This is a genomic window from Geomicrobium sp. JCM 19055, assembly GCF_000698185.1.
In the GTDB taxonomy this organism is placed as follows: domain Bacteria; phylum Bacillota; class Bacilli; order Bacillales; family Marinococcaceae; genus Geomicrobium_A; species Geomicrobium_A sediminis.
Genome location: NZ_BAXL01000021.1, coordinates 15,070 through 27,673, shown reverse-complemented (window position 1 = coordinate 27,673; position 12,604 = coordinate 15,070). Strand labels below are relative to the sequence as shown.

19 protein-coding genes and 1 pseudogene are annotated in these 12,604 nt (G+C 37.3%); all 20 read left to right on the top strand.

Annotated features, from left to right (window positions below; translation table 11 throughout):
- Positions 1-65: 65 nt before the first annotated feature.
- Positions 66-221, top strand: a complete 156-nt coding sequence (locus tag JCM19055_RS30230; RefSeq protein WP_265182318.1) for a hypothetical protein — start codon at positions 66-68, stop codon at positions 219-221.
- The gene (locus tag JCM19055_RS17510) at positions 218-442 is read left to right on the top strand and encodes a holin (protein WP_052366491.1); all 225 of its coding nucleotides are present in this window, start codon (positions 218-220) and stop codon (positions 440-442) included. Before JCM19055_RS30230 ends, JCM19055_RS17510 begins: the two co-directional genes overlap by 4 nt.
- Before the next feature lie 416 nt (positions 443-858).
- Complete coding sequence (locus tag JCM19055_RS17505; RefSeq protein WP_052366490.1) at positions 859-1,308, top strand: transcriptional regulator; 450 nt, start codon at positions 859-861, stop codon at positions 1,306-1,308.
- A gap of 122 nt (positions 1,309-1,430) precedes the next feature.
- Positions 1,431-1,709 carry a hypothetical protein gene (locus JCM19055_RS17500; RefSeq protein ID WP_042360656.1) on the top strand — a complete coding sequence of 93 codons (279 nt, stop codon included), beginning with the start codon at positions 1,431-1,433 and terminating at the stop codon, positions 1,707-1,709.
- Between the two features lie 253 nt (positions 1,710-1,962).
- Positions 1,963-2,259, top strand: coding sequence for a hypothetical protein (locus JCM19055_RS17495; protein WP_042360655.1), 297 nt, complete (start codon positions 1,963-1,965; stop codon positions 2,257-2,259).
- 144 nt (positions 2,260-2,403) lie between these two features.
- On the top strand, positions 2,404-2,742 hold the full coding sequence (locus tag JCM19055_RS17490) for a hypothetical protein (protein WP_042360654.1): 339 nt from the start codon (positions 2,404-2,406) through the stop codon (positions 2,740-2,742).
- A 172-nt stretch (positions 2,743-2,914) separates the two neighbouring features.
- Entirely contained in the window at positions 2,915-3,277 is a 363-nt protein-coding gene (locus tag JCM19055_RS17485; protein ID WP_042360653.1) for a hypothetical protein, read from the top strand.
- Positions 3,243-4,022, top strand: coding sequence for an ATP-binding protein (locus JCM19055_RS17480; protein ID WP_042360652.1), 780 nt, complete (start codon positions 3,243-3,245; stop codon positions 4,020-4,022). The genes JCM19055_RS17485 and JCM19055_RS17480 overlap by 35 nt, the downstream gene beginning before the upstream one ends.
- Positions 4,019-5,068: a DnaB-like helicase C-terminal domain-containing protein gene (locus JCM19055_RS17475; RefSeq protein WP_265182317.1), complete on the top strand. Its 1,050-nt coding sequence runs from the start codon at positions 4,019-4,021 to the stop codon at positions 5,066-5,068. The genes JCM19055_RS17480 and JCM19055_RS17475 overlap by 4 nt, the downstream gene beginning before the upstream one ends.
- A complete protein-coding gene (locus tag JCM19055_RS30225) occupies positions 5,056-5,271 on the top strand; it encodes a hypothetical protein (RefSeq protein ID WP_265182316.1) in 216 nt (71 codons plus the stop codon). Before JCM19055_RS17475 ends, JCM19055_RS30225 begins: the two co-directional genes overlap by 13 nt.
- Positions 5,272-5,280: 9 nt before the next feature.
- Positions 5,281-6,243 carry a toprim domain-containing protein gene (locus JCM19055_RS17470; RefSeq protein WP_042360651.1) on the top strand — a complete coding sequence of 321 codons (963 nt, stop codon included), beginning with the start codon at positions 5,281-5,283 and terminating at the stop codon, positions 6,241-6,243.
- A 39-nt stretch (positions 6,244-6,282) separates the two neighbouring features.
- Positions 6,283-6,405 (top strand): hypothetical protein, encoded by a 123-nt coding sequence (locus JCM19055_RS30220; RefSeq protein ID WP_265182315.1) that lies wholly within the window; start codon positions 6,283-6,285, stop codon positions 6,403-6,405.
- 505 nt (positions 6,406-6,910) lie between these two features.
- Positions 6,911-7,630: a hypothetical protein gene (locus JCM19055_RS17465; protein ID WP_042360650.1), complete on the top strand. Its 720-nt coding sequence runs from the start codon at positions 6,911-6,913 to the stop codon at positions 7,628-7,630.
- A gap of 257 nt (positions 7,631-7,887) precedes the next feature.
- Positions 7,888-8,598, top strand: coding sequence for a hypothetical protein (locus JCM19055_RS17460; RefSeq protein ID WP_042360649.1), 711 nt, complete (start codon positions 7,888-7,890; stop codon positions 8,596-8,598).
- A 3-nt stretch (positions 8,599-8,601) separates the two neighbouring features.
- A pseudogene (locus JCM19055_RS17455) lies at positions 8,602-9,383 on the top strand (site-specific DNA-methyltransferase).
- 66 nt (positions 9,384-9,449) lie between these two features.
- The gene (locus JCM19055_RS17450; protein WP_152549958.1) at positions 9,450-9,704 is read left to right on the top strand and encodes a hypothetical protein; all 255 of its coding nucleotides are present in this window, start codon (positions 9,450-9,452) and stop codon (positions 9,702-9,704) included.
- Between the two features lie 4 nt (positions 9,705-9,708).
- The gene (locus JCM19055_RS17445; protein WP_042360647.1) at positions 9,709-9,936 is read left to right on the top strand and encodes a hypothetical protein; all 228 of its coding nucleotides are present in this window, start codon (positions 9,709-9,711) and stop codon (positions 9,934-9,936) included.
- Positions 9,937-9,965: 29 nt separating this feature from the next.
- Positions 9,966-11,603 carry a DNA polymerase gene (locus JCM19055_RS24530; RefSeq protein WP_052366489.1) on the top strand — a complete coding sequence of 546 codons (1,638 nt, stop codon included), beginning with the start codon at positions 9,966-9,968 and terminating at the stop codon, positions 11,601-11,603.
- Between the two features lie 64 nt (positions 11,604-11,667).
- Complete coding sequence (locus JCM19055_RS24525) at positions 11,668-12,144, top strand: hypothetical protein (RefSeq protein WP_052366488.1); 477 nt, start codon at positions 11,668-11,670, stop codon at positions 12,142-12,144.
- Positions 12,145-12,178: 34 nt separating this feature from the next.
- Entirely contained in the window at positions 12,179-12,574 is a 396-nt protein-coding gene (locus JCM19055_RS24520; RefSeq protein ID WP_052366487.1) for a PD-(D/E)XK nuclease family protein, read from the top strand.
- Positions 12,575-12,604: the final 30 nt, after the last annotated feature.

Genomic DNA, 12,604 nt, shown 5'->3' with positions numbered 1-12,604 from the left:
CTTGTAGATAATAATAAGCAGATGGTGAATGACAACAGTAGCAGATGGGTAAAATATCTGCCACGATGGAGAAGATTACAGGACAGTTAGATATTCTTAACAGAAATCAGAATAATCTATCTAATGGTCAAGAAAGATTGTGGCGAGAAGTTCACCGTCTCAAAGGTGAAGAAGATAAAGAACCCCCTACCTACTATGACAAGGCAGGTGATAACGAATGATGTTTGAAATTGGTGTACTCGTAGCAGTTCTTGTTGCGTTTGGTCAGGCGTTGAAGAAAGTAAATGTTCCTTCAACTTATCTACCGTTCATTAACATTGCATTAGGTGCAGTAATCGGAGTTGTATATATTGATGCTTCCCTAGCTGAATCAATAATGACTGGTATTATAATTGGACTAACAGCAAGTGGTTTATATGACGTTGCAAAGGTAACTAAATAGACAGACAGAAGTAACACCCTCACTAAATGTAGTGGGGGTGTCTTTTTTTGTGTACAATATATGTTGTTATGTAGTCTACTACGTTAATACACGCTAGACTATTTTATCATATATAATAAATAGTGTTGCCAAGAATGGTAGAATATACTATAATAATCCATGTCGAGATAAAATTGTATAAAAAAAATCACTAGCAAGTTGTCGAAGACTTACTAGTGACTGGGCAGACGCAACAGAAACTTTGGCGAGTTCATGCGTCCCGAATTTCATTCATTTATGGTTTAAGTATACAAAAAAACTTATTCCTATTGCAAGAGAATCATAGATTTAATTTGCAATAGGTAAACCATAAAAGCATATTGATGCGTCTGCCCCTATTTTTCTTGAACACCAATTCAGAAATAGGGGTTTTTGTAATGACTAAATTAGATTTAACACAAGGAAAAACACCAAGAGAACAGCTAGAGTTACCGCCACTTTACTTTGTAGCAATGGATGACTGGGTAGATAAGATCGGTGATAAGGCGTTAGTACTTTACCTTCGTCTTTGGACATTGGCAGACCGCACAAACAAAGAACGGGACAACGATGTTATCCCTCAAAGCATTGGTAAGTTATCGCAACGTGTGGGTATGACTAAAGCTACTTTCTATAAGCATGTGAAAACACTTTATGAATATGCGTTGATAGACTTCATTACATATGAGGACAGTAAGCAAAAGGGGAACGCACCTGAAAATATTGTTGTCTTTAAGTACCCTCAAAATGATTTCACAAAGTCCGTTCAGCCTTTAGAAAAAGTACGTGAATGGGAAGACCGCACCAATGAAAAGTTTTCTTATACTAAAAAAAGGCGGTCGCCCTAAAAAAAGAGATTGAACAGGAAGCACCTAAGCCTGAACCAAAAGAAGATAAGAAGACAGTTGAAGAAGACTATCTTTCTACGAATGATAAAGTCAGAGAATCCTATAATGAGTTTGCAACTAAGATGGAAAAGAACGGTGTGGATTTAAAGAAGGTTCGTGAGTGGGTTAATCAGTCTAAAGATAAATATGATGTACGTGATTATTGGTTAGTCTTTCGACAGCTTGCAACCTATGAAAAGTCGATCAACGATACAAAAGCTTTTATCTATTCAACTGTAAAAATGTTAAACAAGTTATGGGAAAAATATTTAGATGAGACTAGAGATAGTATGATGAAACAACGTTCTGAAAATGTTTCACCTATGATTGAAAAGCCTGACTACAACTGGTTAGAATCTTGATTTAATGGGGTTTTGGATAGGGTAGTTTAAAAAACTAAACTACCCCCTTTACCTAGTTTAAAAAAATTAAACTACCCTAGTTTAAAAAAACTAAACTACCCTAGTTTAAAAAAATTAAACACAATAATTATCTTTAAATATCTTTACTAAATATCTTAAATAACTATAAATAATTATCTTTAAATTAAATTCAATTCTCCTGAGATTTGATAAACAAAATAAAACACATTTTATAAAATTGGAGTTGTTCATTTTGACTATTAAAGCACTATTAGAATCTGACTATAAGAATCAATATGCATTTGTGATGAAAGACGTTATACAAGACGTAGGACATTTACAAGCAATGGCTTACGAAACTCTTGTAAAAGAATGTCATAAACGTGAAGCGTGGGGAGGTTGGTTTCAACTTACCTATAAAGAAATGGAGGAAGACAACCACCTTAAAGAAAGAACCTTACGTAGATATATTTCCATGCTTAAAGAGAAGGGTTATATAGATTCAAGAATTGAAGGCTTACCTGCTATGAAATATTACAAGATTATGTAGCTAATATTTTCCCATCTAAGAAACTTTTTCCTACTCAGGACTATTAGGATTCATAAACTTATAGAATCGCTTAGGTGGAAACTGAGTGGGGTAGGTGAAAGCTGCATTTCATTTTACCTTTACGAAAAACTAGGAGGTCTACCGATGGACATTACTAACTTTGATGAATACAAGATTTATGATGGGGCACACCCTATTGCTGAAGAGGGCAGAAAAGCACAGGAAGAAGCTGAGAAAGAAGGTAAAGACGTAAGTCTCTTAACTTTTAAAGACGCTGTACAAAAGAAGTATGCCTTTCCTAATGGCATTGAAGTAAGTGTCATTAAGGACGACATGATTTCATTTGGTCAGTGGGAAGTGTATATAATTCCTGCATCATTTGAAGGTGATGAAAGCAAGCTACCTTTTGAACTTGGTAGCATTGATCGTTTTGAAACGTTAGAAGAAGTAGCTAAAGTATTATTTAAAATAAAGAACGTGTAACAAACAAACCTCATAACATCCCTTTCCTATAAAGCCTTACCTCAATTTGGGGTAGGGCTATTTCTCTTTCTCCATACACAAATATCTGTTTCCTAAAATCTCTATGTCCTAATACCTTTTCTGAACTCCATTACAAAAATGTAAAAGAAAAGGGAGGACAAAAGAAAACACAATGTACCTAACATTACATTCCTCATTATTTACAGAAAGAATAGTAGACAAAATAGGAAGTTCAGGATTAACAACTTTACTTTGTTTAGCTACTTACATGAATGAAGACGGTGTTTGTAGGACTACACAAAAAGAACTTTCAGAAAGAATGGGTGTTCATATTAACAGTATGAATAAATACCTTAACGATCTACTAGAAGTAACGGTAGATGGTGAACCTTTAGTTACTAAACAAAAGATCAATCAAAATAATTACATTTATATTATTCATCCTATTAGTAAAGTATCTGCAATCTTTATTAGTGATGATAGTAAGGAGGTTTCCAGTAGTGGAGACAATGGAACACAGATGTCAATTGGCTGACGTATGTAAGGTTGCAGGAGAGGAAGGGAAATGTAATGTTCTCTGTAGCCCCTTCATGATGCTTCATGGTGTTAACGGTGACGGGGGAATATGGAAAGCAAGAAACGTTCCTAAGAAGTATGAAGGTGTACGGTTTGATAACTTACCAATACAAGAGGATAACCCAACGGCTTATGAATGGGTTGCCCGTTATGTAAATAACATTACAGCTAATGTCGAGAAGGGCATAGGGCTGTTTTTTTATTCCGTTTCAACACAAGAAAACAGGTTAGGTACGGGAACAGGTAAAACCACTTCAGCAATTACAATCCTCAATGAGTATGTGAAAGCGAGAACCATTGAACATACGAAAGGTATTAGAAAGATGGAGAACAACCCTGCTTTATTTTATAAGGCTTCTGATTATCAAGCTTTATACAATAGCCAGTTCAATGGTACGGACAAAATGAAAGAGGAAGCAACGCTAAAGTATTACCGTATCAAGGAACAGTTTAAAACAGTTGACCTTCTTGTTCTTGATGACGTTGGTATTCGTGATCGTATTACAGATAACTTCGAGAACGAATTAACAGAAGTCATTGATGCTAGAGACGGAGAAGAGTTGGCTACCATCTTCACTAGTAACTTAGATGTTTCAAGTCTAGAGAAGACGTTAGGGCATCGTATAACTTCCCGAATTGATGGTATGACAGAACAGATTGCATTGTACGGAACGGATAAACGAAAAGGGGGTATCTTGAAATGATTGAAGCACAGCTATTAAGTAAGGTGATTGATGACGATTCGTTTTACCAGTTGAATAAATACAACGTAACGAAAGATGACTTTCATGATTACCCTGACGTTTACGAATTCGTTCAAGGCTACGTAGATGAGTACCAACAAACACCTGATTACCGTACAGTCGTTTCAAACTTTCAGGACTTTGATTACATCGCAGATGTTAACGACAACTTTTCTTATCTTGCTAAGACAGTTAAAAGTAAATCTGCTAAACGTCTAGCCTTTGAAATGCTTAACGGACAGCTTAACGAACAGTATAAAAAGAATGACGGGGCTACCTTTGCCAAGTGGTTATTACAAGAAGCAAAGACGATCCACGCAATGGCTGAACAATCTAACGGCATCGGAACTAACTACGCTACCAACGGTGCGGAACGTAAAGAGTGGTATGAAGAGAACAAGGAAACCCGTACCTTCTCTTACATCCCTACACCTTACGAGTCATTAACGAAGTGGCTTGGTGGTGGCTTTGAGTTAGGAGATTACATTTTACTTCAGGCTTATACTAACAGAGGTAAGTCATGGATTAGTACACACATCGGAGAGACTGCCCATAAAAATGATTTTGGTGTCCTTCATTACTCACCTGAACTTTCAACCAAGCAACAGGTTTACAGACTAGATACCTTGCGAGGACATTTTGATAATACGGCTGTTCGAAGAGGGCAATTAGAGGATGAAGAAGAGTACTTTAATTTCTTGGATCAGTTCAATGAAAAGGTAGAGACTCCTTACATCATCAAGACTATGGAGGATTTACCAAACGGTTTAAGTGTAGAAGTAATTGAAGCTGACCTACAGGCTAACCCTAATATTCAGATGGTTATTATTGATGGCTTTAACTTGATGCGTCATAAAGGCAATGGACGTGATGCCATGACAGCAACAAGCCGTAGGCTACGACAAATATTCTCACGCTATAAAGTAGCAGGATTGGTTGTTCATCAAACGCCAACGAGTGCTGAGAAAGAAAACCGAGGTGAAAGCGAGAAGGTTTGCAGACAGTAAACCCACCACGTATTGACCAGTACAGTGAAACGATTGCTGTTATTCAAGATGCTTCAACCGTTCTTAACTTTGACCAAAACGATGGGATCGGTGCAATCCTTTTAGCGAAAGCAAGAGAACCAAACGTAGGGAATCAGTTAGAACTTAGGTGTAACTTTAACTATGGTTACATTACCGAACCGCAGGTTGTCGATATATTTTAGGAGGTTCAAATGATTAGAGTAAGAGGGCAAGAACTACATGTTGATGTTATGGAAGAACTTTCATTCTATATAGAGTCCTTTGATAGAGGAAGTGAGAAGGTAGATGAGTTCGTTTCTTGTAGCCCTTTCCGTTCTGAAAGAACACCTAGCTTTTCTATTAGTCTTGATACAGGGCAATGGATTGATTTTGGGGCAGATGAATATGATTTATTCAAGAAAGGGGGTCTAGTTAAACTCCTTTCTTTTTTACGTAACGAGACTTACGAGGAAGCCGAACATTATTTATTAGACAGGTACGGTATTGATATTAGTGACCCCGATGTTCTGGCCTTCACAATTGATCTTCAGGAAGATTCTAGCAACGATAGGATCATTAGCCTTGATGAATATAGAAAGTACGCATACAGGCATAATTATTTAGCAACACGGGGTATCAGTGAGAAGGTACAACGTTCATTCAAGGTTGGCTACGATAAAAGAAGTAAAGCTATCACGTTCCCGTGGATGAATAGAAATGATGAGATCGTTAATATCAAGTACCGATCCGTTAAGTCTAAGCAGTTCTATTATTACGGGGAAGGTCAACCTATTCGCAATCATCTTTATGGAATGAACTTTATTCATAAACTAAATATTACAGAAGCGTATATTGTTGAGTCGGAAATTGATGCCCTTTACCTTTGGACACATGGCTTTCCTGCTGTGGCTTTAGGAGGATCAAACTTAAGTAGTGCCCAGTCAAAGCTTTTTACTCGTTCCCCTATTGAGAATTTAATAATTGCTGTCGATAATGATTCTGTAGGAGAATGGATAAGTACCGCAATTTCTAAGCGATTAAACGGGTTGATGACTTTAGAGAAGATTAAGTACCCAAACCATGTAAAGGACGTCAACGACCTTAGTAGTGACGAGTTGGTGACAGTTCTTAATCCGAATAGTAGGGAATCAACTAAGCCTTTTCTACTGAATTAAAATTGTTTTCGTGGGAAAATAGAATGAGAACAGTTGTTCTTGGCTGATGTACCAGTATTTCTCACGAATTGGGAACAAATTCTTCGGCTATTACAGATGTTTCAAGGTGTTTACAACATTACCCAAACCGTTTATAGTGGTGAAGAAGGTCAAGTATTATAACAGAACAGTTTATAGTTCTTGAACAAGTTAAACAAATTAAACTACGTTTGTATAAGTTAAACTAAGTTACAACTAGTTCTGATAACAAAAAAAGCGTCAAGGTCTAACCAACCTCAACGCCTGCAACCTAACCAGTTGCTTTTTATTTTTTTGTTTAGAACCTATGTACGGTAATGACCAAGCATGAAAGCAGACCGAATTCCGACCAAAGAATTTTGATAAGCAATTTAAAAAGTATCTACACAAGACCCACCACAGGTACGCCCTTTTTTTTAGTTGCCACCACAGCTAACCAATTTTTGGCGAAGTGTATCTAATTTTAAACATCCGTAAGTTACGGGCTTATTTAGTCATGCTTTTTTTACTTGGACAGGGTTAGAAAAATTTCTTTAAAACTTTTTCAGTTTCAATGTCCTTTTTTTCTTTCCCTAATTCCATTACCTATATGAGAACAATTTTAACTCTTACTAACTTAAAACACAACACTAAGGAGACAAGTAAAAAAATGTTAACGAACAATCAAAGCACAATCAATGAGATTACTGAAGGTAAAACATTCAAGCAACAAACTCAGGTACAAAAAGATCAAGTACGTGAACGCCAAGATTTCCTAGCTTGTACATATCAAGATACGGATAATCAATCAGATCGTGATGATGCTTTCCTAGAACTATTCGACAGTATGCAAGCCTTGATTGAGTCTAAGGTTAGAAGACATTCCTTAGATCAGGGCATTGATCCTGAAGAGTTACGAGGTGATCTATACGAAGAGTTGGTTATGTGCCTTGAACGATTCGATAGAAACGGTGGCGTACCGTTTGTTGCATTATACAGACAGTATTCTCATTGGGTAGTTACTACATACTTTAAAGGCAACGTTAAGAATGTAGATACAAACCACGACTTCATGAATGTTGAACTTGATAAGCCAACAGATAGTGACAGTAATGATAGTACAGGTGAAGTGATTCCTGATCCTGCTACATCTTATGACGACACATTAAATGAAGTACTTATTGACCAACTTGCGAAAGATTGTTTCGACAATGACTTAAAGAAAGAAACTGTCATTCACATGAATAGTCAAGGCTTCAAACGAAGTGAAATTGTACGTGCTATTAAGAACGATAATACCAATGAAGATAGTCTCGCTAAGTATGTAAACCGAACAGTAAATAACTTTCGTTCTTACTGCGTTAACTTAAATAAACTTAACTTAATTTAATTTAAATACCGTTAAGTAAATTTAATTTTACTAAGTGGTGTGTAACTAACGTCATTCTAAATGAAATATATGGAAAAGTAAATCAAGATTTTAAATTTAATGTGATAAATATCCTATGTTTGTAATCTGTTTGTTACCTACATAGGTTATTTAATCCTATTTTAACAGTAGTTCTCGACCAAACTAAGGCACAAGTCATTAAACTGTAGCCCTTCTTTTTTTATGAACAAAAACAAAGAAGAAGAGGGGAAATTAAAATGTCATTACTAACAAAAACAGGACAAGAAGCAAGAGAATCAGCAAACCAAGTACCTAAGAAGAAGGTAGATTTTGATAAAGATTATATTAAGTTAAAGACTGACCAGTCTGTACGTGTAAAACTTATGGGAACAGAAGATTATGTAGAGTTCATGCAACATAACCTGTTTCGTGATGGTGGAAACGGTATCTTACCACAGCCTTGTATTGAACCACTTGGTAAAGAGTGTGCGTTCTGCATCGCTAGTCAGTCAGGCGTAGAAGGGTTCGATGAACTACGTGCAAAGAAACGTTACCTATTCGCATTCTACGATATTGATAATCAACAAGTACGCTACTTCAACGCTTCTAAGAATCAAGGACAGAAAATTATGTCAACTATTGAAGAGTACTCAGAAGAAGTTGACGAGTACGCATTCAAGTTTGTTCGTACTGGTGAAGGTACAGCAACTTCATATGACCTTAACCTAATCCCTAAGTTGAAGGATGAAGCAGGAAAAGAAGGCTTTGAATTGGCGAAAGAAGAAAGCGTAGAGATTAAAGACTTTGAAGAAATGCTTATTCCAAGAACGTATGAACAACAAATCGATCAGCTACGTAAAGCAGGCTTCCCAGTTGCAGACTACTTTGATGTGATGGAGATTGAAGATGAGGAAGGCAATGTATCTGTAGATGTTGATAGTGAGGAAACACCTGTAAAGGAATTTTAAGATATGAATACAGTTCATAATCTTGATTGCTTAGAAGGAATGAAAGGGCTTGGTGATGGTTCAGTTGATCTAACTGTCACTAGCCCACCTTATGATGATATTAGAGGTTATCACGGGTTTGAATTTGATGTAGAAAAGATTGTTCCTGAACTGTATAGAGTTACGAAAGACGGGGGCGTAGTTGTTTGGGTAGTTGGTGACCGTACTGTAAAAGGTAGTGAGTCAGGAACTAGCTTTAAGCAAGCCCTTCTTTTTATGGAACAAGGGTTTAGGTTACACGACACTATGATCTATAGAAAGAAGAATCCTATGCCACAGAACCACGGACGATATGAACAGTCGTTTGAATATATGTTTGTGTTCTCTAAAGGTAAGCCCAATACTTTTAATGGTTTGCGTGAACAGTGTGTTACGGCAGGAAGCAGATATAACTATGCTACAAGACAAAGTTCTTCTTCAGTCTTAGAAGGCGGTGTAGGAAGAAACAGGGACGAGGTAGTAACCACTAAAGACACCAAACTAAAGGGGAATGTTTGGGAATACAGTATAGGTATCCACCAATCAACAAAAGATAAGGTTGCCTTTCAGCATCCTGCTATCTTTCCTGAGAAGTTAGCAGAAGATCATATATTGTCTTGGTCAAATAGTGGCGATGTTGTATTAGATCCGTTCGCAGGTTCAGCACTACCTTAAAGATGGCTAAGAAGAATGATCGTAAGTTTATTGGCTTCGAGATTTCAAACGAGTATGTAAATATCATAGAACAGCGATTATCTATATCATAAATTCGGACACGGACACTAACCGTGTCCTTTTTTTATGCCTTCTTCCATTACAGGGATGAGGTGATAATGATGTTTGATATTGATTTACATGACGTACAAGAAGATAAACAAAAGTTAGATAAAGTCCGTGTTGCTGAACGAATGAGAGAGTTGAAAGAGTATCAACCAACTCATGATGAGATATGGAGAACTGGTTACGACACCCATACAGGTAAACGGAAGGTTGGGATTTATCAAACCAAGATTAGTAATGCAGATATGAAAAAAACTGCAAGCTGTAGAAGAAGCAATCAAAGATGGTTCGCTAGGTGTTGGTGTTGAGGACATGAAGAAGTTCAACAAGTCCCATGCCCTACGGTTGTACGCTGTTTTAATGGCTACGAAACGTGAAGAGATTCTAGAAAACATGGTTGCTGAAACGCCTGATAATTATGTACTGGTTATGGATGCTACTGCATTAAAACAAATGCACGACACATTAAAAGAAGAACCCATCATAGCCGTGGATACTGAGACAACAGGCTTAATAAGTACGGGGATGACAAGATTGTAGGTGCTTCATTTACTGCACCGAATGCTGACATGCATTACTATGTTCCGATCAGACATGATGAGGACAATGCACCGTTAGATAAAGCCCGTTACTATATGAAACGTATCCTAGAAATGAATAACTCAAAGGTATTTCATAACGCCACTTTCGACCTTCACCAATTCAGAACTGAGGGACTAGAAGTAAATGGAGACATTCATGATACGCAGGTTCTAATGGCTGTCTTAAATGAAAATGAAATCTCCTTTAGGTTGAAGCATCTTGTTCCTAAGTACTTAAAGATTCAAGGAGATACTTTTGATGAACTGTTTGGGAAGACACCGTTTAACGAAGTTGAATTAAAGTACGCCCGTTACTATGCGTGTAAGGATACTGAAATCACTTGGTTACTGTTCGACTTTCTTCAAGGGTATTTGAAGAAGCAAAATGGTTTGTATAGCTACTACTGGGAAGTTGAACAGCCGTTGATTAAAGTTGTTTTTGAAATGGAACGTGAAGGTTTTTACATTGATATGAATGAGGTTAAGAAGCAAAAAGAAATCCTTGAACCTTCCCTTCAAAAGACTAGACAAGACCTGGCCGAGATGTTGGGGGACATTAACTTAAATTCTCCTAAGCAACTTTTACCTGCTTTGCAAAAGGCTGTAAGTCCTGAACTAAAAGGGACGGGTAAGGATGAACTGAAGCCTTATAAAGCACACCCAGTCATTGAGAAGTTGCAAAAGTATAAGGATGATACTAAGCAACTAACTGGATTCGTTGAGAAGATTCATACCTTCATTCAACGTGATGGTAAACTTCATGGATCGTTTAAACAAAACGGTGCTAGGACAGGGCGTTTCAGTTCGGCTGAACCTAACTTACAGCAACAACCACCTGAAGCAAGAAACATGTTCTTAGTTGATGATGACAGCCTTATCTTAGGGCTAGACTTTTCAGCACAAGAACCTAGAATGCTTGCACATTATACGCAAGAACCTGTTCTATTAGAGAACTATGCTAATGGACGTGATTTGTACGCTACGTTGGCAAGTGAGTTTTACAACAAGCCTTATGAAGATTGCTACAAAAATCCTGACGGTTCTGATACTAAGGAACGTAAGGAATTTAAGGTAATCGTATTAGCTATCATGTATCAAATGGGTTCAGGATCATTGGCAGGTTCTTTAAATATCTCAAATAAAGAAGCGAAGAAACTGATTGATAATTTCTATAAGCAATTCCCACAGGTTGCGAAGTTTGTAAAGAACAACACAGCTGAAGCATGTCGTCAGGGATATGTAGAAATGAAGATCAATAATTACACCCGTAAGCGTAGGCTTCCTTTCTTCAGAGGAAAGAACCCTAACTTCACTTACGATACATTTAGCACCAACGCTAAGATTCAAGGCACGTCAGCTATTCAAACCAAGATGTGTATGATTGAAGGGCATCATCTTTGTAAGGAATTAACTACAGAAGGTAGGGTCTTTGCATTGCTTGCATGTGTCCACGATGAGTTGTTATTTAAAGTCCCTAAAGATGTTACGAGGGCAGAAGTAGCGAAGTTTGAAAGCATTATGACTGAGACTGTTCAACTGCACAATGTAGATAGTGCAACAGATGGTGAGTTAGGTCAGTACTGGGGCGACTTAGTACCTGTAGATACATTCTTTAATCAAAACTAAATCTAACAAATATCAAGACCTCTTATTCAAGGGGTCTTTTTTGTGTTCTATAGGAGGAATTACAATGAGTTTGGTATCAAAACCAACAGAACTAACAGCAGAAATTAAAGAGAAGAGTAAATATAAAAAGCGTGGCAGTAAGCTTGAACGAGAGATTCTAAATCAAATGGACGAGATTAACAGCCTTGATTACTTCCCTATCAAGTCCGTTGAAAAATTAGTACTGGAACAAAAGCATTTTGAGTATGACAAGGTAGGGATAGAACCCGAGTTTCCTGAAGGACTTGTACGCTTTTCCCCTTCCAGTGCAGATAAATGTGATCGTGAACTTTTCTTTAAAGCTAATAAAGCACCTAAAGATAAGAAGACACAGTACCCTTTTCAAAGACGATGGACTAGAAACAGTACCGCAGTACATGACGCTGTTCAAAAGCAGCTTTTAGAATCAGAAGTTCTTTTAGAGAATCCGCAGTTCACAGTAAACAGAAAAAAATGGTCTGCCTGCATGGGAACAAATCATTGCAGAGACAAAGATCATTGAACATGACGGGGAAACTTTCTGTATCTATGGAATGATGGACGGTCTTCTAACCTATAAAGAAGATGGTTCAACCATTGGTTTTGAATTTAAGACTAAGAGTAACACGCCAAGTCAGGTGAAGAACATTAAAGAACCACAACCTTCACACATTCAGCAGTGTGTAGCTTATTCATTACTGTTTGATGTTGATGAGTTTCTATTAGTCTATGAAGGCGTGGCAAAATCTAAGTGGAGTTCTAACGATGAAGCTTACCCTGATACGAAAGCATTCTATGTACGACCAACTGAACGGGAGAAGACTTGGTTACTAGATAAGTTTGCTGAGGTTACACGTAATGTTGAGGATGGAGAATTAAGCCGACCTGACTACAGCAAGTGCTTGTTCTGTCCTTACAAAACAATTTGTGAAGAGTATGGTTCAGGCGTATGAGAAAACGAGTACTAGCATGTGACCTGTCCC

Bases quoted from the DNA above. Each gene is read 5' to 3' on its own strand.
- JCM19055_RS30230 (WP_265182318.1), top strand. From the start codon at position 66: ATGGAGAAGATTACAGGACAGTTAGATATTCTTAACAGAAATCAGAAT.
- JCM19055_RS17510 (WP_052366491.1), top strand. From the start codon at position 218: ATGATGTTTGAAATTGGTGTACTCGTAGCAGTTCTTGTTGCGTTTGGT.
- JCM19055_RS17505 (WP_052366490.1), top strand. From the start codon at position 859: ATGACTAAATTAGATTTAACACAAGGAAAAACACCAAGAGAACAGCTA.
- JCM19055_RS17500 (WP_042360656.1), top strand. From the start codon at position 1,431: ATGGAAAAGAACGGTGTGGATTTAAAGAAGGTTCGTGAGTGGGTTAAT.
- JCM19055_RS17490 (WP_042360654.1), top strand. From the start codon at position 2,404: ATGGACATTACTAACTTTGATGAATACAAGATTTATGATGGGGCACAC.
- JCM19055_RS17485 (WP_042360653.1), top strand. From the start codon at position 2,915: ATGTACCTAACATTACATTCCTCATTATTTACAGAAAGAATAGTAGAC.
- JCM19055_RS17475 (WP_265182317.1), top strand. From the start codon at position 4,019: ATGATTGAAGCACAGCTATTAAGTAAGGTGATTGATGACGATTCGTTT.
- JCM19055_RS17470 (WP_042360651.1), top strand. From the start codon at position 5,281: ATGATTAGAGTAAGAGGGCAAGAACTACATGTTGATGTTATGGAAGAA.
- JCM19055_RS17465 (WP_042360650.1), top strand. From the start codon at position 6,911: ATGTTAACGAACAATCAAAGCACAATCAATGAGATTACTGAAGGTAAA.
- JCM19055_RS17460 (WP_042360649.1), top strand. From the start codon at position 7,888: ATGTCATTACTAACAAAAACAGGACAAGAAGCAAGAGAATCAGCAAAC.
- JCM19055_RS17450 (WP_152549958.1), top strand. From the start codon at position 9,450: ATGATGTTTGATATTGATTTACATGACGTACAAGAAGATAAACAAAAG.
- JCM19055_RS17445 (WP_042360647.1), top strand. From the start codon at position 9,709: ATGAAGAAGTTCAACAAGTCCCATGCCCTACGGTTGTACGCTGTTTTA.
- JCM19055_RS24530 (WP_052366489.1), top strand. From the start codon at position 9,966: ATGCATTACTATGTTCCGATCAGACATGATGAGGACAATGCACCGTTA.
- JCM19055_RS24525 (WP_052366488.1), top strand. From the start codon at position 11,668: ATGAGTTTGGTATCAAAACCAACAGAACTAACAGCAGAAATTAAAGAG.
- JCM19055_RS24520 (WP_052366487.1), top strand. From the start codon at position 12,179: ATGGACGGTCTTCTAACCTATAAAGAAGATGGTTCAACCATTGGTTTT.